This window comes from Lujinxingia sediminis (assembly GCF_004005565.1).
GTDB classification, from domain to species: domain Bacteria; phylum Myxococcota_A; class Bradymonadia; order Bradymonadales; family Bradymonadaceae; genus Lujinxingia; species Lujinxingia sediminis.
Map to the genome: position 1 here is coordinate 350,561 of NZ_SADD01000003.1, position 18,533 is coordinate 369,093.

Sequence of the window (18,533 nt, forward strand, 5' to 3'; positions counted from 1 at the left end):
CTCCGGAGCGGCTGCTGACCCACGTCATCGGGCGGCGCGGGGAGTAACGTCGAGGCGCGATGATTCCATCCGCGCCCCCCCTTTTTTGACAACGCAGGAAGAGCACATGGACGCCACGCAATCAGGCCCTCCCAAGACCTCGACTTCTACGGCAGGGCCACCGGTCAAGGTATGCCACATCATCACCGGGCTGGGAACCGGGGGGGCCGAGACCATGCTGACTCGCCTGGTGGAAGGCCGCGATCGCCAGCGCTTTCCCACCACGGTCATCAGCCTGATGGATCGGGGGCAGATGGCCGACAGACTGGAGGCCGCCGGCGCTCCGGTTGAGACGCTTGATTTAAACCGCGGCCGCCCCACTCCGGCCGCCCTCTTTCGGCTGCGTCGGCTGGTTGAACACCACAACCCCGACGTCATTCACGCCTGGATGTACCACGCCAACGTAGGGCTGATGGCCGGACTGGGCCGCCCCTTTGCCTGGAACATCCGCCAGTGCGTCTACGACCTGGCCGATGAGAGTCGGGGCACCCGGGCGGTGATTCGCCTGGGCGCCGTTTTGAGCCCGCAGGCCGATGCCATCATTTACAACTCCCGGCTCAGCCGCACCCAGCACCGTGCGCTGGGCTACTCCGAGCTGCGCGACCAGGTGATCCCCAACGGCTTTGATACGACCACCTTTCGCCCCTCCCCCGAGGCGTATCGGGAGGTGCGTCGGGAGCTGGGGCTTCCTACGGCGACGCCCCTGGTGGGTATGGTCGGCAGGCTTCACCCGATCAAAGATCACGCCAACCTCCTCGGCGCGATGACGATCGTGGCTGGCGAGCATCCCCAGGCTCGCCTGGTGCTGGTGGGGCGCGGGCTCACCGACGACAACACCGAGTTTGTAAGCCGGCTGCGCGCGCTCGACCTTCAGGATCGGGTGATCCTGCTGGGGGAGCGCCGCGACATCCCGCGCATCACCGCCGCTTTTGATGTGGCGGTGCTCAGCTCGCGCAGCGAGGGCTTTCCCAACGTGGTCGGCGAAGCGATGGCCTGCGGCGTGCCGATGGCGGTGAGCGATGTGGGCGATGCGGCCTGGCTTTTGGGTGAAGCGGGGCGAGTGGTGCCGCCGCAGGATAGCGTGCAGCTGGCGGAGGCGATAAGCGAGCTGCTGGCGATGGACGAGGTGGCGAGGCGGCAGCTGGGCCAGAGAGGGCGCCGACGTATCGTTGAGAACTTCTCGCTGGGAGCGATCGTGGCGCGCTACCACGCCCTCTACGCCCGGATGGCCGGCGTGCCCTTTGAAGCGCCGGCCTACGCCCCACCTTCGGCCCGGGAGCCCCACGCGGCCGATTCCGACGCTCTTGCAACCCCTCAAACGCAACACGCCTCAGAGTCGGCCGACGCCGAGCCCTGAGGCGCGTGAACGATCACGAGCTTTACGCCCGACCGACTACACCTTGCTCAACGCCCGGTGACGGCCGCTCTCAATGCGAATCACCTTGCTCGCCGGCACGCTGGGCCGATAGGTCGGGATCAGGGCTTCCAGCCCGGCGCGCACGCCCTGATCGTCGCCGACCTGGCCAGCGTTCATCAGCGCGTCGAAGGCATCTTCCATCTCCATGAGCAGGTCGGCGGGCTCTTTGCCCATAAAGATCTTGGCGTGAGCTGTGGTGTCGACCTCTTCACGATCGAGCGTCAGCTCTTCAAAGAGCTTCTCGCCAGGGCGCACCCCGCAGAAGTCGATGGGGATCTCCGTTTCGCTAAAACCGCTGAGCCGGATCATGTCGCGCGCCAGGTCCACAATCTTGACCGGCTCGCCCATATCCAGAATGAAGAGATCGCCCTGCTTGAAGGTCGCCGCCTGCAAGACGAGCTGGGTGGCCTCGGGAATCGTCATGAAGTAGCGGGTCATCTCCGGGTGGGTCACCGTGACCGGGCCGCCGCGGGCAATCTGCTTGCGGAAGATCGGGATCACGCTGCCGTTGGAGCCGAGCACGTTGCCAAAACGCACGACGCTAAAACGCGTGGTGGCGCAGGTGTGGTTGAGGTGGCGCACCAGAAGTTCGGCCACCCGCTTGGTCGCTCCCATCACGCTGGTGGGGTTGACGGCCTTGTCGGTGGATATGAGCACAAAACGCGCGACCTCAAACTCGGCAGCCAGGTTCGCCACGATCTCGGTGCCACCGATGTTGTTCTGCACCGCGAGCGCCGGGTGGGCCTCCATCAGCGGGACGTGTTTGTAGGCGGCGGCGTGCAGCACCACATCGGGGCGGTGCTGCTCAAAGACCTGGCGCATGCGCTCGGCGTCGGTGACGTTGCCGATGGCTGCAACGAGCTTGTCGTCGTGCTGCTCGCTGAGCTCGCGGTGAATGAAAAAGAGGGGCGTCTCGGCGCAGTCGAGCAAAATCAGGCGATCGGGGTTAAAGCGCACCACCTGCCGGCAGATCTCCGAGCCGATGGAGCCACCGGCACCGGTGACCAGCACGCGCTTTCCTTCGAGCGAGCGGCCGATGGCGTAGGTGTCCAGCTCCACCGGCGCGCGCCCCAGAAGGTCGGTGATGGCCACGTCGCGCAGCGCGTTGACCGAGACCTTGCCCTCGACCACCGCCTCAAAGGCCGGGACGATGCGGGTTTTGACCCCGGCGCGCTGCGCCTGCTCCACCACCCGGCGGATCTGGTCGCGGCTGGCCGAAGGCATCGCGATGATCAGCTCTTCGACCCCGTGCTTCTCGACGATCTGCGCCAGCTGATCGATCGGACCGAGTACCGGCACCCCGTGCATGCGCAGGCCGTGCTTGTAGGCGTCATCATCGATAAAGCCCACCGGCTGGTACACAATCTGACGGTTTTTGGCGATCTCCCGCACCAGCGTCTCACCGGTGTCGCCTGCGCCGGCGATGAGCACGGGCACCGCCGGGCGATCGTCGCCCCAGGTGGCCAGCTTCTCGCGCAGAAGTCGAAGACTGCCGCGCGCTCCGCCCAGCAAAATCAGCGAGAGCGCAACATCGAGCAGGTAGATCGAACGCGGGAACTCCTGCGGCGTGAGCACCAGCACGTTGAGCGCCAGATAGGCCAGCGAGGCCAGCGCCAGCGCCCGCGCCAGCGCGAGCACATCGTAGAGACTCACATACTTCCACCACCCCTGGAACATGCGCAGCGCCCCGAAGACTACCGCCTTGGTCGCCAGCAGCGGCACAAGCCCCGCCCACATCGCCGCCTGATAGTGAGGCGGGATCGCGTAATCAAAACGGATCAGAAAGGCGAGGAAGTAGGCCAGCGCAAAGAAGCCCAGATGCAGCGAGGCGATGATGCCTAAGCGCGCCCAGCGCGGAAGCCTCGGCAGATGCCCCAGCCACGAGGAGAGCGATGATGATGTCATAACGTCCACGTCTTTGATGAGGCGACTACAGGGCCTCAAAACCCCCGGGGACCCGCGCTACGCCTTGAGGCGCCGCAGTCTGTCGCCGATACCGATGACCGGAGGCTAAGGTCTACCGGACTCCACCCCGGAGTTCAACGCGCCCCGCGTAGCGCTTCGTAGCGCGCGGGTGCGCCTCTCCCCCATCTGCGTTCAAATGTGCCTGCGCCCCCGGGTGCGCTCCGGCTTAAAAGCTCGCTTGAGCGGGCACCCGGCTGGAACCCATGTACTGCGCGTTGCCGAAGGCCAGCATCGGGTAAAAAATGAAGGGCAAAAAGATGAGCCCCAGCCCCCACAACGTGTCTTTGCCGTAGGCTTCGGCAAACGCCAGCGAGATGATGATCATGGCCACCACATTGGCCACGGGCACAAAGAGCAGCAACACCCACCAGATCTCTTTGCCGGCGATCTGCACCATAATAATCGTGTTGAGCACCGGGATCAGCGACATCCACCCCGGCTGGCCAGCCTTCGTGAAGAGCTTCCACGTACTGGCGACCAGCACCAGGAGCAGAGCCAGCGAGATCACCAGCGAGATGAGCAGAACAACGAGCATCGCTCCGCCACCGAGGAGATCTTCGATGGGAAACTCCGGCTGGGCCTGGGCGATAAGAGAGAGGGTGGTGAGCGCGTTAAGCATGGACGACTCCTGCAAGCACATGGGTGGGCGATGCGAGTGCCCGCCCGGGTTTCTAAATGAGAACGCGCTCAGGCTAGAGCGCGCATCGGTGTACTGCAAGTCCACGGCCGCTCTCGAAATGCATCACAGCCTTCTCGTGCGCCGTTGATTCCTGGCGCGGAGTGCGTCAGCCTGTGCAGGTTCGCTTTTGAATAGAACCAGGATGTTTGAGCCTCATCCCACGATGAGCCTTACCGGCCCGATCTGACTCTGGATATAAGCATGCGGAAACATACAACGTCTCTGGGGGCCGCTGCCCTTCTGGCACTTCTCATGGCCAACGCTGGCTGCATTCAAAACAAGCAATGCACCTCGGCGGCCGATTGCTTCGTCGGCGAATATTGCCAGGCGGGCGTGTGCATCGAGCGCGACGATGGTGACGCGCCCGATACCGACGCTCCTGACACGGAGAGTCCAGACACGGACGCTCCCGACGCTGACGAGCCCGACAGTGAAGTCCCCGACGTCGACGAGCCCGACAGCGAAGACCCCGACGCCGAAGACCCCGACGAGAATGTGGTCTACGAGGGGTCGTTGATTCTGGAGAACGCCGCCGACGTGGAGGCCGCTCGCCAGTATACCGAGATCACCGGCGGGCTTACCTTCCAGGTGAACGTCGCTCATGTGACGTCGATCGAACTTCCCGCCCTGCGGAGGGTCCACGGGACGATGATGATCAACAGCCTCTCCACCACCGAGTCGATCTCATTGGCCTCGCTCACGAGCGTCGGTCAGGCGTTTATGGGCTCGGGCAACGCCGCGTTGCGCTCGCTGAATCTGCCGGTCCTCGACTCCATCGGAGGAGGGATGACCCTCACCAGCACCGAGGCCAGCTCTCTCTATGTTCCAGCGCTTCGTCAGGTGGGCGGCTCGGTGACGTTCTCCAGCAACACCACGATCACCTCGGTGAGCATGCCGAGCCTGGAGACAGTGACAGGCGATCTTTCCCTGCTCAGCCTCTCGGCACTCAATGAGCTCAGCCTGGGCTCGCTGCGTACGGTGGGAGGCTCGCTGATGCTCGGTGGCCTGCAGGTCGAAAGCGTCACTCTCGGAAAGCTGGAGCAGGTCGGCCAGAACATCTCCCTCTACAGCAACCCCTTGCTCAAGACCCTCTCGATGCCCCGGCTCCAGGAGCAGGGGGCGCTGGGCGACACCCCCGCCGACCTGACCTTTAGTATCGTCTCCACCCCGCTGCTCCGCACTCTGGAGCTCGATGAGCTCCAGCAGGTCCACGGAATCTTCAGCATCGTCGGGGTGAGCGGCCAGCTCACCGTGGACATCACGGCGTTGCAGGCGGTCGGCCAGAACCTCTCCCTGGCCCAGAACCCGGGGATGGACGCTGTGAATCTGCCGGCGCTTGTCTCGGTTGGAAACAACCTGAGCATCGGGAGCAACGATGTGCTTGTTGCCCTGAGCGTACCCTCGCTTCAGAACGTGGTGGGCCGCGTGTCGATCGCCGGCAATCCGCAGCTTTCCCAATGCCTGGTTCTGAACGTGGAGACGCAGTTGCGGACCGCGGGTTGGGCGGGAGAGTTTGGCTCCGGCGGCAACCTGCCCGAGGACTGCAACTGAGCGGGGCTCACGCGCGATATCGTGTTGAAAACAGGGGGGTATAGCGCGTTCGGGGGGGATGGCGAATCCTCGTGTGCTTCGTTGTATCAAGGCTCAAGGCGCGCTAAGCTCCTCCCTACCACGCTTTTTTGTAACAATTTGAACGGATCACGGGCCCGGGTCGGGCATGCCTCTCTCACTGCGACTCCCTCGCAGCGAGAAACGCCCGGCGCGTGTCCACCGCGCGGAGAGAGCAATGAGTAGACGATACCGAGAGTACCGGGGTTGGCTGGGCGCCGGGTGTGTGGCTGCGGTGACGATGATCGGAGCGCCGGCGTTTGCGGCGACCTTAAGCGGCGCGACCTTCTCGGCCGAGGCCGGCACCGCCGTCTCCAACATGGAAGTGCGGCTGTGGCAGCAAGGCCCCAAGGGCTACGCCATCGCCGCAACCACCACCAGCGGGGCCGATGGCATCTACCAGTTCACCGAGGTGGCCACGGGCACCTACACGATTGACGCGCGCATGGGTGAGGGCACCACCGGCCACTACGGCGACACCTGGTTCGATGAGGCCGAGCCGATGAGCGAGGGCCTCTTCTTCTCAGATGCCGACGTGCTGGAGGTCACCGAGGGCGACACCCTGGCCGACCTCAACGTCTACCTCCCGCAGACCGGCGGCTTCGACGGCCGCATCACCTCCCCGGCCGGCGTGGGCCTGCAGGGTATCGGGGTGCGCGCTGAGAGCCTGGTCGATCACCGCTACCACCACAATCATTTTACGAAGATGCAGGGCCCCGTCAGCGGCGCCTTCTCGATGCGCGGGTTGATCTCGACCGGTGACGGACACAGCTACCGCCTGCTCTTCTACGATCCCCTGGGGCGCTACGAGACTCAGGTGGTCGATGGCCCCTTCGCCGTCACCGAAGGCGCAGCCCAGGCGCTGGGCGACTTCGCCCTGGTGGAGATGGGGGCCGACGCCAACGAGCCCAACAACGAGGCGGCCACCGGCGTGGCCATCGACGCCCTGCCCTACAGCAGTGAGGGGGCGATCATCGCCCCGCGCGGCTCCGATGTGGACTTTTACTGTGTGGAGGTCGACCCCGGCGATCGTCTCATCGCCCGCGCTCGCGCGCTGATTGAGGTCGACGGCCAGACCCGCGAGCACCCCTGGATCGACCCCATCCTCTCGGTCTGGAACCCGGCCGGCCCCACCTTCCTGGGCTCCAACGACGATGACCCGGCCGGCGGCACCCTCTCCAGTCTTCTGGACACCGGGGAGCTGGAGGGCGGCCGCCACTGCTTCGTCGTCAGCACCTTTGGCGACGCCGACTGGACCGGCGCCGGCCAGCAATCCGCCGGCCGCTACGTCTTTGATGTGGAGATGGGCAACCGCCGCCCCTTCATCGAGGTTAGCTACGAGGACGCTCCGCTCCCGGCCGAGATCACCGTCTCGGAGGGCGATCGCGTCGAATTCTCCATGATCTACGGCGACATCGACGGTGACGCGCTCGACGTGAGCGTGGTGCACGTCGACGCCCATGGCGAAGAGATCACCGGCACCCTGGCCCCGGGCGCCCAGGGCGATGTCTACACCTGGGACGTCGCTCAGACCGCCGCCCCCAACGGGCCTTTTGAGATCACCTTCATCGTCAGCGATGGCGAGTACACGGCCGAGGCCACCGTGGTGGTCACCGTCGAGCAGGTCAACGTCGCCCCGGGCCTCCCCGTGCTGCTCAGCCCCATTGCTGGCGAGCGCGTGAGCATCAACGCCGTGCCGCTGAGCTGGGAGAACGCCGTCGACGTCGACGAGGATCTGCTCACTTACGACGTCATGGTGCGTGAGAACTCCACCGAAGCCACCCTCGGCCAGGACGTCACCGTCGATGAAGGGGAGGGCGGCCAGACCGAGTGGCGCACCGATGCGCTCACCGAAAACGCGCTCGTCTACTGGCGTGTGCGCGCCTTCGATGGCGACGCCGCCACCGGCTACGGCATGTGGACCGACTGGGAGACCTTCCGCGTCGACACCACCAACGAGCCCCCGGGCATCCCCGAGATCCGCAAACCTCTCAGCGGGGAGCTCGTCCTCTCGTTGACCCCGCGCATCTCCACCACCAAACCCGCCGACCCCGAAGATGATCCGGTCGCCATCCTCATCGAGCTCGCCGAAGAGAGCAGCTTTGAAGCGGTGATCGTCGCCAGCGGCGAAGTCCCCGCCGAAGACACCGCCCAGGCCGTGGAATGGACCGTCACCGACGATCTGGTCGGCGGCCAGGAGTACTACGTGCGCGCCCGCGCCACCGACGATCGCGGCGCGCTAAGCGACTGGTCCGACCCGCTGCGCTTCCGCGTGCGCGCCCCCGACTCGCTCACCCCCCCGGTGATCGGCGAAGAGATGGGCGCGCGCTGCTCCGGCGACTTCTTGATGAGCGAAGAGGGACTGCTCGAATCGCTGACCGTCGGCAACATCGACGCCAACGGCGACGCCCTGAGCTTCGAGCTGGAGATCAGCCGAAACAATGAGGTCGTCTTCAGCAGCCAGACTCCGCAGAGCGAGGGCGCCCAGACCACCATCGCCATCGACCCCGGCACCTTCAGCGAGCCCGGCACCTACCTTTTGCGCGTGCGCGCCATCGGCGGCGGCGAAGAAGGCCCCTGGAGCGAGTGCACCCCGCGTATCGTCGCCGACGAGGAGCAGCCCGAAGAGCCCACCGGCCCCCGGGTCACCGTCACCGACCAGGAAGATGGCTGCGGCTGCACCTCCACCTCCGGCTCCGGCCAGGGCTCCGCCCTGGTTCTCCTGCTGGGCTGGTTGCTGATCACCCGCCGGCGTAAGCGCGACGCTTAAGTGCTTCGCTAAGCTCTAAGCCCCCCGACTAAAACCCCCGGTGCATCGAAGATGCGCCGGGGGTTTTTTGATCAGGGAGCAACCCTGCAACGCCGGGGGTTATGCGGTATCTTTTATGCCTCCTCATCCCTGAAAAACCCCACCAACTCCTCATGCCGCGCCGCCGCGTCCTCATACCCCATATCAATCAGCTCGCCGGTGTACTGCCCGTCGAAGAGCACGTAGCTCAGGAGATCGCTCTCGCGCCCGCCCTCGGTCTCGGTGGCCCGCTGGCCGATCCGCCGCAGCGGCGCCGAGCCCCAGAAGCTCTCCGGGAGCGTCCTGGCCAGGCTTGCAGCGAGTTCCCCCAGATCGCGGCTGGGCCGCAATAATAAAGGCTCAACGACCCGGTAGCCCTGCCCGCGGTGGGAGCGGATCACATCGTTGAAGGTCGGCAAAAAACGCTCCTCGCCAAAGGCCTCCTCCCCGTAGCGCAGCATCGCGTTGACGCGGTTGAGCACGCTCAAATCGTAGTCGAGCGGGTCGAGCAGGAGCGCGTCGAGCACCTTGCCCAGCACATAGGAGAGGTCGGGGTGCTCCACGCGCCGCAAATGCTCCGGCACCGGGGTGGGGTGATGAGCCCGGGCGTGGGGAGGCTCGGATTTTAACGAGATCACCAGCAGCCGGTCCGCCCCCAGACGCAGCGCCGGGGAGATCGGCGTGTTCTGGCGCAGCGCCCCGTCGCAGTACCAGCGCCCGTGCACCTGCACAGACGGAAAAAGCATCGGGATCGCCGCGCTCGCCAGGACCTTTTTAGGCGTGATCGGCCCGGCCCGGGCGATCCGCCGGCGGTCGCGCGTCCAGGGCGGAAGGGGCTGGTGCGACTGCACAAAGACCGTGGTCTGCCCTGAGATGATGTCGGTGGCCGTCACCGACGCCGCCCGCAGATGCCCGCTGGCCAGGTTATGTTCAATGCGCCGAAAGGGGATCTCATGGCGCACCAGCCGGTCGAAAAAGCCCGTGTGCAAAAAGCCCCCGGGGCGGCTCGTATCGCTGAGCGCAAGCTGCGCGCGTCGCAGTGGCCCGGGCAGCTTCGACTCCACCAGGTAGTGGTAGAGCAGCCGGCCGACCTCGGGGTAGGAGAAGCGGATCACCTCCTGAAAGTTCAGCGCTCGCCAGAGGTGCTCCAGCCGCGCCGCGCAGTAGTGGGGTTCATCGAGGGTGGCCGCCACCCAGGCGGCGTTGATCGCCCCGACGCTCGTGCCGCTGATGATGTCAAAACGCGGCGCATGTCCCAGCTCCGCCGGAAGCGCGTGCATGATGTAGCGCAGCACGCCCACCTCATACGCCCCCCGCGCCCCTCCCCCGGAGAGCACCAGCGCGCGCTGCGGCCCCTTTTTTGAATCGTTCGCCAATGAGGTCGTGGGGGAAGTCATGTTCAAAACAACAACGTCGTCAGTGGGTTAGCGTGACCGTGGGTCGGTTGCGCGTAAGGGTATCTGCCCCAGGGCCGCCATAGGGGGGAGCGTTTAAACAGGGGACGAAACGCCGATCGCCGCCCAGCCTAACATGCCGTTGACGCGCCGGCGTAGCCACGATGCGCCCCTTATGCGAGGTTGGTGCCTCCGATGAGCGGCACATCATGACGAGGTAAAGAATGAGCAGCGAAGACACGATCACCTGGCAGGATTTTGAAAAGGTGCAGCTCTGCGCCGGCACCATCGTGCGCGCCGAGCCCTTTCCCGAGGCGCGCCGGCCCGCCTACAAGGTCTGGGTGCGTTTTGGCGAGGGCGACGTGCGCAAATCCAGCGCCCAGATCACCGAGCGCTACACGCCAGAAGAGCTCGTGGGCACGCGCGTGATCTGCGTGACGAATTTTCCGCCCAAACAGATTGGCCCGATCCGCTCCGAGGTGCTCATCTGCGGCTTTGAAGACGCCGCGGGCGCCATCGTGCTCGCCAGGCCCGATGGCGAGGTGCCGGACGGGGCGAGGCTCAAGTAGATGTGCGAGGTCGAAACGTATGGTGCTGAGGTAGCGGTATGAAGTTCAGCTTTGGACTCCTCGATCGCCTGCGCTTCCAGGTGGAGCGCGCGCTGATCCGCGGCCCCCACATCCAGCTTCTGGTCGTGGCGGCGGTGGTGGCGCTGGTCGCGCTTGTGGGCGGGCTGGCCGTGCTTCCTCCCGACGCCAATGGCGAGGGGCTGGAGCAGTCGGTGTGGTGGGCCTTTTTGCGCCTGACCGACCCGGGGTATCTGGGCGACGACCAGGGCGCCTGGCGCCGCGTGGTGGCCACCGCCCTGACCCTGGCGGGCTACGTGCTCTTTATGGGCACGCTGGTGGCGATCATGACCGGCTGGCTCCTGCGCTCGATGCGCACCCTGGAGCGGGGGCTCACCCCGGTGGTCATGGAGGATCATTTTGTGGTCCTGGGCTGGACCGACCGCACCGTGCCGCTTCTGCAGGAGCTGCTCCTCTCCACCTTCCGCGTGCGCCACTTTCTGGCCGGGCTCGGCGGCGGGAGGCGCGCGCGCATCGTCACGCTGGTCGAAGAACTCGACGAGGAGATTTTAGAGGAGATCCGCCAGGATCACGTCGTCGGCCCCCGCGCCGCCGAGGTGGTTTTGCGTTCGGGCTCGGGCATCAACGCCGACCACCTGCGCCGGGTGGCCGCGGTGCACGCCGCCGCCGTGATCGTGCCCTCACCCCAGGAGCAAGAACCCGGGGAGGTCAGCGCCGATGTGGAGGTCATCAAGATCCTCCTCTCCCTCGACGGTCAGGTTCGGGCCGCCGGGGAGCCACATCCTTATGTGGTGATCGAGCTCCAGGAGCCTCGCCATGAAGAGGTCGCGCGCCGCGCCTACGGTGGCCCGCTGGAGGTGGTCAGCAGCAGCCAGCTCATCGGCCGATTGATGGCCCAGAACATGCGCCATGCGGGGCTCTCGCGGGTCTACAACGAGCTCTTAAGCCCCGAGATCGGCAGCGAGGTCTTCATCCGCCATCACGACGCGCTCGCCGGCAAAACCTTTGCCGAGGCCGCTCGCCGTTTTGAGCGCGCCACCCTCTGCGGGGTGGTGCGCAGCACCGAGGGCCGCTTTATCCCCCACCTGGCCCCCGGCCCCGACTTCAAGCTGGCCGCCGGCGACGCCCTGGTGCTCATCGCCCGCACCTTTCGCGACGCCGCCCCGGCCGAGGAGCCCTGGCGCGGTGCCGGGCGCCCGCTCAAACGCCTGAGCGCCGAGCCCCTGCGCGAGCTCGATCACCGCGGCCGCCGCGTGCTCGTGCTCGGCTGGAGCGAGAAGGTGCCCGCGCTCCTGACCGAGCTCGGCTCGTATGGCGCCGGCGCCTTCGAGGTCACGGTGGTCTCTTCGCTTCCTATTACCGACCGCCTCGATCGCCTCCGTCGCCAGAACCTCGATCTGCCCGAGCGTGTCTGCCGCCACATCGAGGCCGACTACACCCACTGGGGCGACGAGGGCGCACGTGAGATCGCCCGCGCCGACCACGTCGTCTTTATGAGCAGCGATCGCCTCGTCAGTGGCGAGGAGGCCGACGCCCGCACGATCATGGGCTACCTCTCGCTGGAAGAGACGCTGAACCTGCCCCGCAAACGCGATCGCCCCCCGCTCCAGCGCCTCGTCGAGCTGAGCGATCCTCATAACCAGACGCTCATTGGCGAGCGGGTCGGCGAGGTGATGATCAGCCCGATTTTGCTGAGCCATGTGCTGGCGCAGGTGGCGCTTCGCCGCGAACTCTCGGTGGTTCTCGACGAGCTCTTTACCGCCGGCGGCGCCGAGATCGCCTTTCGGCAGCTCGACGAGTACGCGCTTGGGCCGGGTATGTTTGGTTTTGAGGAGCTCGAAGAAGAGGCCACGCGCCGCGCCGAGGTCTTTCTGGGCGTGGAGCGACTCGCCAGCGCCCGCGAGGGCAAAGGGTCGGCCCCCGGCAGGGCGCTGGAGCTCAATCCGGAGCGCGGTCGGAGCTGGGAGCTCGCCGCCCACGATCGCCTGGCCGTGATGACCCGCGTGGCGCGCCGCCCGCCAGCGCCAGAACCGCGCGACGAGGCCTGAAGGCTTCCCGGGCCTGTTCGGAGTGTCGCTAAGGCTCCCGAGTCGGTCGCCGACCCCGGGAGAGGGGAGGTGACCTCCCCCCCGAGCCGGTCGCCGACCCCGGGAGGGGGGAGGTCACCTCCCCCCCGAGCCGGTCCTGGAGGCATTTTTTTGCGTCGCTAAGGCTCCCGAGCCGGTCACCGACCCCGGGAGGGGGGAGGTGACCTCCCTCCCGAGTCGGTCGCCGACCCCGGGAGGGGGGAGGTGACCTCCCTCCCGAGTCGGTCACCGACCCCGGGAGAGGGGAGGTGACCTCCCCCCCGAGCCGGTCACCGACCTCGGGAGAGGGGAGGTGACCTCCCCCTCATGCCACACCCCGACCCTGTTCTGAGCGGCGCTGAGGCGCAAACCAGGGCCCGGATCGAAATACGATGCGAGCGAGAGCACTCGAAGCGTGCGATGGTAGGCGCGCGATGGAGCAGGGCGGCGAATAATCTCTGGCCTTCCGAGTCTTATCGCTACCCCCCCGGATCAGGGGGGCACGACCGAGATGGAGTATCATGATGACGACCCCCCGACCCCTCCCCGATCCTGAAACCATCGAGCGCACCCTGGCGCGCAGCCGCCGGGGCCGCCTGCCGATGTGGGTGGGCTCGACGCTGGTGGTGGGTGGGCTCATCGCTGCGGTGGCCTGGTGGCAATCGCCTGGCGAGCAGCCTATTCACTGGCAGACGCAGCCCGCGGATCGCGGCGACATCATCGTCTCGGCCAGCGCCACCGGCACCGTGGAGGCGCGGCGCACCGTGACCATCGGCGCGGAGATCTCCGGCAAGCTCGCCACGGTCAACGTCCAGAAGAACGAAGAGGTGGAGGAGGGTCAGGTGCTGGCCACCTTCGACACCACCGTGCTCGAGAGCCAGCTGGCCCTGGCGCGCGCCGGACTGGCCTCCGCCCAGGCCTCGCTGCGCCGCGCGCAGGCCTCGCTCGATGAGGCCGAGGGTGAAGAGCGGCGCACCCGCTCGCTGGTCGAGCGCGAGGTGGGAGCGCAGGCCGAGCTGGAAGCCGCCCGCGCCCGCACGCTGCGCGCGCAGGCCGATCGCGATCAATCCCGCGCCGACGTGCAGCGCGCCCGCGCTCAGGTCGATGACGTGCAGACCCAGCTTGAGCGCGCCACGATCACCTCTCCTATTGATGGCGTCATCCTGGCCCGACATGTGGAGCCCGGCATGACCGTGGCCTCCTCGCTCCAGGCCCCCGAGCTCTTTTTGGCCGCCGAAGACCTCGCGCGCATGCGTCTGCAGGTATGGGTGGACGAGGCCGACGTGGGCCTCGTAAAACCCGGCCAGCAGGCCACCTTTAGCGTGAGCGCCTGGCCCGGCCAGACCTTCGACGCCACGGTCGAATCCCTCGATCTGGCGCCGACCCTGACCGAAAACGTCGTCACCTACGTCGCCGAGCTCTCCGTCGACAACAGCGAGCGCCTGCTGCGCCCCGGGATGAGCGCGGCGGTGACGATCATCACCGAGACACTCACCGGGGTGCTGCGCGTGCCCAACGCCGCGCTGCGCTTTACCCCGCCGGCCCCCGAAGAGGAGGCGCGCCCGGGCGGTGGCCTCCTGCCGCGCTTCGGACGCTGGGGCGGTCGCGGCGGCGGAGCGGCTCAGGGCGTGGGCACCGTTTATGTGCTTCAAAAGGGGGAGCCCACCGAGCTCCGGGTGCATACCGGCCGCAGCGACGGCCGCTTTACGCAAATCACCTCCGGCGAGCTCGAAGCCGACACCGAGCTGCTCATTGGCTTCAGCGAGGGGCCACCGCCGGAGGATGGGCCGCGAGGCGCTCGCGAACCCTCCGCGAAACAGGGAGGAAAGCGGTGAGCACCCTCCCTCCCTCCTCAAACCTCGCGCCCACCCCCATCATCGAGCTGCGCGAGGTGCGCAAGATCTACGGCGAAGGCAACACCGAGGTCCGCGCCCTCGACGGTGTCGATGTGGCCATCTACCCCGGGGAGTTTGTGGCGGTGATGGGCCCCAGCGGCTCGGGGAAATCCACCTGCATGAATATCATCGGATGCCTCGACTCCCCCTCCAGCGGCCAGTACCGCTTCTGCGGGCTGGATGTGGCGCGTTACGACCGCGATCAGCTCGCGCTTTTGCGTCGCGGCTACCTGGGCTTTATCTTCCAGAGCTTCAACCTGATCGCGCGCACCACGGCACTTGAGAACGTCGAGCTCCCGCTGATCTACAAGGGCATCGCCCCCTCCGAGCGCCGCCCCCGCGCGCTGCGCGCGCTGGCCAGCGTGGGGCTGGGCGCGCGCGCCGACCACACCCCCGCCGAGCTCTCCGGCGGTCAGCAGCAACGTGTGGCGATTGCCCGCGCGCTCGTCACCGAGCCCACCCTCCTTCTGGCCGACGAGCCCACCGGCAACCTCGACACCACCACCACGCTTGAGGTCATCGAGCTCCTCAAGACGCTCAACCGCGAGCAGGGCATCACCATTGTGCTGGTGACCCACGAACCGGAGGTGGCCCAGCACGCACAGCGCGTGCTCTGGTTTGTCGACGGCACGCTGCGCGCCGACGGCTCGCCGGGGGAGGTGCTCCGATGAGAATGCGCGATACGCTCACGATGGCCTTTGTCGCCATCGCCCGAAACAAGGTGCGCTCGGTGCTCACCGCGCTGGGCATCGTCATCGGCGTGGCCAGCGTCATCGCCATGGTGCATCTGGGCCAGGCGGCCACGCGCAGCGTCACCGAGAGCATCAGCTCGATGGGCTCGAACCTGCTGATCGTGCAGACCGGCCGGGGTCGCGGCCGCGGCGGGGTGCGCGGGGCGGCCACCGCCTTTACCCACGAAGACGTTGAGCTGATGGCCCGCCAGATCCCCGGGGTGCTGGTGGCCCCGCAGGCCAACACCCAGGCCACGCTGGTCTTTGGCGGCATCAACCACACAGCGTCTGTGATGGGCACGACCCGCGACTTCTTTGCGATCCGCAACTGGGAGCTCGAAAGCGGTCGCCTCTTTGATGCTGCAGAAGAGGAGAGCGCGGCGACCCTGTGTGTGATCGGCCACACTGTGGCCTCGACCATGTTCGGATCCGGAGATCCCCTGGGCCAGACCTTGCGTGTGGGTCGGAGTGCCTGCCAGATCATCGGCGTGCTCGCCAGCAAAGGCGCCTCCCTGGGCCAGGATCTCGACGATGTCGTTGTGATGCCCACCCTCGCTGTGCAACGCCGGCTGATCGGTAACCTCGATGTGCGCTCGATCTACGTCTCGGCGCTCGTCGACGGCAGCACCGCCCGGGTCAAAGCCGATATGGAGCGTTTTTTGCGCGAGCGCCGCCCCGCCGCCGGCGAAGACAGCTTCTATGTACGCGATATGCAGGAGGTCGCCGACACGCTCGCCGGCACCACCCGCACGCTCACCCTCTTATTAGGAGCGATCGCCGCGGTCAGCCTGCTGGTCGGGGGCATCGGCATTATGAACATCATGCTCGTCTCGGTGACCGAACGGACCCGTGAGATCGGCATCCGCATCGCCATCGGCGCCCGGGTGCGCGATGTGCTCGTGCAGTTTCTGGTCGAAGCCGTGGCCATCTCCACGCTCGGTGGTGTTATCGGCGTGATGCTCGGCGTGGGCGGCACCTACATCGCTACCAGCAAGATGGGACTTCCCTTTGTGCTCTCCACCGAGACGATGCTCGTAGGTTTTGGTTTCTCCGCCTTTATTGGCGTCGTCTTCGGCTTCGTTCCCGCCCGAAAGGCCGCCCGACTTAACCCGATTGAGGCGCTTCGCCATGAATGATCGTCGCCCCGCCCGACGACGCGCCCCCTTTTATAGCGTCGTATCTCAAGGTGCCCTGGCCGCGCTCCCGCTCGCCATCGCATTGCTCGCCAGCTCACCGGCATCGGCGCAGACCCCACTCCCGGATGCAGCAGCTCCGACGGCTTCGGCCGACGCCAACCCGACCTGGCTCACCCCTGAAGCGATCGTGGAGCTGGTCTTACGCCAGAGCCCCGATCTGGAGCGCGCCCGCATCGAAGAAGAACGCGCCCGTGAGCTGGTGATCAGCGAGGAGTACGGGCGCACCCCGATCTTCAGCGCCGATGCCGGCTACCGCTATGGCCAGTTCCCCGATCTCTCCGCCCAGGGCACGCGTCTGATCGACTCCAGCGCGTTGAGCCTGGCCGGCCGCCTCTCCCATACGCTGCCGATCGGCACGCGGATCGCGTTGAGCGCGTCATTAAACAGGGCGGTGCGTGACTCGGTGGTCTTAGGCGATCTGGGCGTGGCCTACGACGCGGGGATCGCGGCCGAGATCACCCAGCCCCTGCTGCGGGGAGCGGGGCGCGATGTGGTCGACGCCGCTCTGCTTGCCGCGCGCCGCGCCGAGCAGCTGCGCCGGGCCCAGAACGATGAGCTTACAAGCGCGCTGCTCTATGAGAGCCTCATCACCTACTGGGATCTGTGGCTGGCGCAGCGCTCGTTAGAGATCCAGGAGGGAGCGCGCCGTCTGGCCGAGCAGAGCCTGCAGGAGGCCACCGTGCGCCTGGAGGCCGGCGCGGCAGCGCCGGCCGATCTCATTCCCCTGCGCATCGAGATCGCCCGCGCCGAAGAGAGCCTACTCGCCGCACGCACTCAGCAGGATGAGCGGAGCCTCGCGTTGACCCGCCAGCTCGGACTTCCACCCGATACCTCTCTGCGAGCCCGCGCGGATGCTCCCACCCTGGTCGACCTTCCCGACAGCGAGCGCGCCCTGGAGCAGTACGAGAAGACCTCTCCCGAACTTCAACGCCTCACCATCGCCCTGGAAGACGCCCGCCAGCAGGCCGGGCTCGCCAGAAAGAGCGCGCGCCCGGCGCTCGACGCCCTGGGCTCCTTTCAACTCGATGGCCTGGGTCGCTCCACCCCCGAGGCCCTCTCTCAGCTCGGCCGCGCCGAAGGCTACGTCGCCTTTGTGGGGCTGCGCCTGGAGCTCCCTATCGTAAACCGCGCTCGTCAGGCCGACGCTCGGCGCGCAGAGCTTGCCGTGCGCGCCGCCGAACACGACCTGCAGCAAGCCCGTGCTGAGGCCCGCGTCACCATCACCTCTCTCAGGAACGAGGCTCGTGCCGCCCGCACCCGCGCCGAGCTCGCCAGGCACACCGCCGCACTCACCCGTGAAAACGTCGACGCCCAACGCGCCCGCTTTGAAACCGGCCGCGGCACCGCCTTTGAAGTCGTCGACGCTCTCCAGCGCCTACAAGAGGCCGAAGCGCGAGTCGTTACGGCCCACCTCGAGCTGATGCGCCAGGTCCTCACCCTCCAGGAACTCACCGGTACGCTCCTCACCAGCGCCCTGTGATCCGACTCAAGACCTGTGAGGATCCTCCCCGATCCGCATCATATCCACCGGAAGCACCCTTCTTTCTCGATAAACGATCGTAATGCCATTAAAACAAGGTCTTCAGCATGCCTCCCGACGCTAAGTTTCAATATTTATGCAATCGGTGGAAAAACCTGTTGACACTCCGGGCCCCGACACATACCTTCCATCTCGTCGACGCGGTGCTGCTCTCCGGAGCCACTCGCTGAGACAAGGCCGAAAGTCACCGACGATGTCGAAACTTTTTCGAAATCGGGCTTGACGCCAAAGAGGTTCGGACTTAGTTTCCGCCTCCGCTCAACGCGACGCCAACACGGGCCGCAGCGAGCAACGTCGACATGGATTTCGAAAGTTTAGAAACTTGAAAAAACTTCGAAAAACATCTTGACAGAACAAAACGCGGAACGTAAGTTCCGCATCCCTCGGCGGGGCGCCAAAAAGAAACACGGCGAAACGCGAGGTTCAAGTCGAGACAAGTGCTCGACGCTCTTTGAAAAGTTCATAGGAATCCAGACAGGGCATGTTCAATGCCTTGTCGGGCAGCAAGCGTTTTTACAAGCAAAGCAATGTCAAGAGCTTATGCTGTGCAGGCGGGTTGATGTTACATGACGTGAGCGTACGAACGACAGGTTCTCGTCAAGCGCATGTAACACGAGCGCGAGGCTTT

Annotated in this window: 12 protein-coding genes; 9 read left to right on the forward strand and 3 right to left on the reverse strand. The window is 66.2% G+C overall.

Translation table 11 applies throughout. The features are described 5' to 3' along the window. Positions 1-106 precede the first annotated feature (106 nt). Positions 107-1,396, forward strand: coding sequence for a glycosyltransferase family 4 protein (locus EA187_RS09130; protein ID WP_127780059.1), 1,290 nt, complete (start codon positions 107-109; stop codon positions 1,394-1,396). A gap of 36 nt (positions 1,397-1,432) precedes the next feature. Here the strand turns inward: EA187_RS09130 and EA187_RS09135 are convergent, their stop codons facing one another. Next, on the reverse strand, positions 1,433-3,361 hold the full coding sequence (locus tag EA187_RS09135; protein ID WP_127780060.1) for a polysaccharide biosynthesis protein: 1,929 nt from the start codon (positions 3,359-3,361) through the stop codon (positions 1,433-1,435). A 226-nt stretch (positions 3,362-3,587) separates the two neighbouring features. Then, positions 3,588-4,040: a DUF5684 domain-containing protein gene (locus EA187_RS09140; RefSeq protein ID WP_127780061.1), complete on the reverse strand. Its 453-nt coding sequence runs from the start codon at positions 4,038-4,040 to the stop codon at positions 3,588-3,590. A gap of 261 nt (positions 4,041-4,301) precedes the next feature. Here EA187_RS09140 and EA187_RS09145 point away from each other — a divergent pair, with 261 nt between their 5' ends. Both EA187_RS09145 and EA187_RS09150 read left to right on the forward strand, forming a co-directional pair. After that, a complete protein-coding gene (locus tag EA187_RS09145) occupies positions 4,302-5,651 on the forward strand; it encodes a hypothetical protein (protein ID WP_127780062.1) in 1,350 nt (449 codons plus the stop codon). A gap of 235 nt (positions 5,652-5,886) precedes the next feature. Then, a complete protein-coding gene (locus tag EA187_RS09150; protein WP_127780063.1) occupies positions 5,887-8,478 on the forward strand; it encodes an MYXO-CTERM sorting domain-containing protein in 2,592 nt (863 codons plus the stop codon). 113 nt (positions 8,479-8,591) lie between these two features. Here EA187_RS09150 and EA187_RS09155 read toward each other — a convergent pair whose 3' ends face one another. Continuing rightward, positions 8,592-9,872 carry a patatin-like phospholipase family protein gene (locus tag EA187_RS09155; RefSeq protein WP_164856150.1) on the reverse strand — a complete coding sequence of 427 codons (1,281 nt, stop codon included), beginning with the start codon at positions 9,870-9,872 and terminating at the stop codon, positions 8,592-8,594. Between the two features lie 242 nt (positions 9,873-10,114). On the opposite strand from EA187_RS09155, the gene EA187_RS09160 reads away from it, so the two are divergent. The 6 genes from EA187_RS09160 (at position 10,115) to EA187_RS09185 (ending at position 17,845) form a co-directional block, all read left to right on the forward strand. Continuing rightward, positions 10,115-10,459 (forward strand): tRNA-binding protein, encoded by a 345-nt coding sequence (locus EA187_RS09160; RefSeq protein WP_127780065.1) that lies wholly within the window; start codon positions 10,115-10,117, stop codon positions 10,457-10,459. Between the two features lie 38 nt (positions 10,460-10,497). Next, positions 10,498-12,525, forward strand: coding sequence for a CASTOR/POLLUX-related putative ion channel (locus tag EA187_RS09165; protein WP_127780066.1), 2,028 nt, complete (start codon positions 10,498-10,500; stop codon positions 12,523-12,525). Positions 12,526-13,067: 542 nt separating this feature from the next. Next, positions 13,068-14,378 carry an efflux RND transporter periplasmic adaptor subunit gene (locus EA187_RS09170; RefSeq protein ID WP_164856151.1) on the forward strand — a complete coding sequence of 437 codons (1,311 nt, stop codon included), beginning with the start codon at positions 13,068-13,070 and terminating at the stop codon, positions 14,376-14,378. Next, complete coding sequence (locus tag EA187_RS09175; protein ID WP_115605842.1) at positions 14,375-15,109, forward strand: ABC transporter ATP-binding protein; 735 nt, start codon at positions 14,375-14,377, stop codon at positions 15,107-15,109. Before EA187_RS09170 ends, EA187_RS09175 begins: the two co-directional genes overlap by 4 nt. After that, the gene (locus tag EA187_RS09180) at positions 15,106-16,305 is read left to right on the forward strand and encodes an ABC transporter permease (RefSeq protein WP_115605841.1); all 1,200 of its coding nucleotides are present in this window, start codon (positions 15,106-15,108) and stop codon (positions 16,303-16,305) included. Before EA187_RS09175 ends, EA187_RS09180 begins: the two co-directional genes overlap by 4 nt. Further along, the gene (locus tag EA187_RS09185) at positions 16,298-17,845 is read left to right on the forward strand and encodes a TolC family protein (RefSeq protein ID WP_127780068.1); all 1,548 of its coding nucleotides are present in this window, start codon (positions 16,298-16,300) and stop codon (positions 17,843-17,845) included. The genes EA187_RS09180 and EA187_RS09185 overlap by 8 nt, the downstream gene beginning before the upstream one ends. Positions 17,846-18,533 lie beyond the last annotated feature (688 nt).

Excerpts from the sequence above, each read along its gene's own strand:
- EA187_RS09145 (WP_127780062.1), top strand. The coding sequence starts at position 4,302 with ATGCGGAAACATACAACGTCTCTGGGGGCCGCTGCCCTTCTGGCACTT.
- EA187_RS09135 (WP_127780060.1), bottom strand. The coding sequence starts at position 3,361 with ATGACATCATCATCGCTCTCCTCGTGGCTGGGGCATCTGCCGAGGCTT.
- EA187_RS09170 (WP_164856151.1), top strand. The coding sequence starts at position 13,068 with ATGACGACCCCCCGACCCCTCCCCGATCCTGAAACCATCGAGCGCACC.
- EA187_RS09160 (WP_127780065.1), top strand. The coding sequence starts at position 10,115 with ATGAGCAGCGAAGACACGATCACCTGGCAGGATTTTGAAAAGGTGCAG.
- EA187_RS09165 (WP_127780066.1), top strand. The coding sequence starts at position 10,498 with ATGAAGTTCAGCTTTGGACTCCTCGATCGCCTGCGCTTCCAGGTGGAG.
- EA187_RS09185 (WP_127780068.1), top strand. The coding sequence starts at position 16,298 with ATGAATGATCGTCGCCCCGCCCGACGACGCGCCCCCTTTTATAGCGTC.
- EA187_RS09150 (WP_127780063.1), top strand. The coding sequence starts at position 5,887 with ATGAGTAGACGATACCGAGAGTACCGGGGTTGGCTGGGCGCCGGGTGT.
- EA187_RS09130 (WP_127780059.1), top strand. The coding sequence starts at position 107 with ATGGACGCCACGCAATCAGGCCCTCCCAAGACCTCGACTTCTACGGCA.
- EA187_RS09140 (WP_127780061.1), bottom strand. The coding sequence starts at position 4,040 with ATGCTTAACGCGCTCACCACCCTCTCTCTTATCGCCCAGGCCCAGCCG.
- EA187_RS09180 (WP_115605841.1), top strand. The coding sequence starts at position 15,106 with ATGAGAATGCGCGATACGCTCACGATGGCCTTTGTCGCCATCGCCCGA.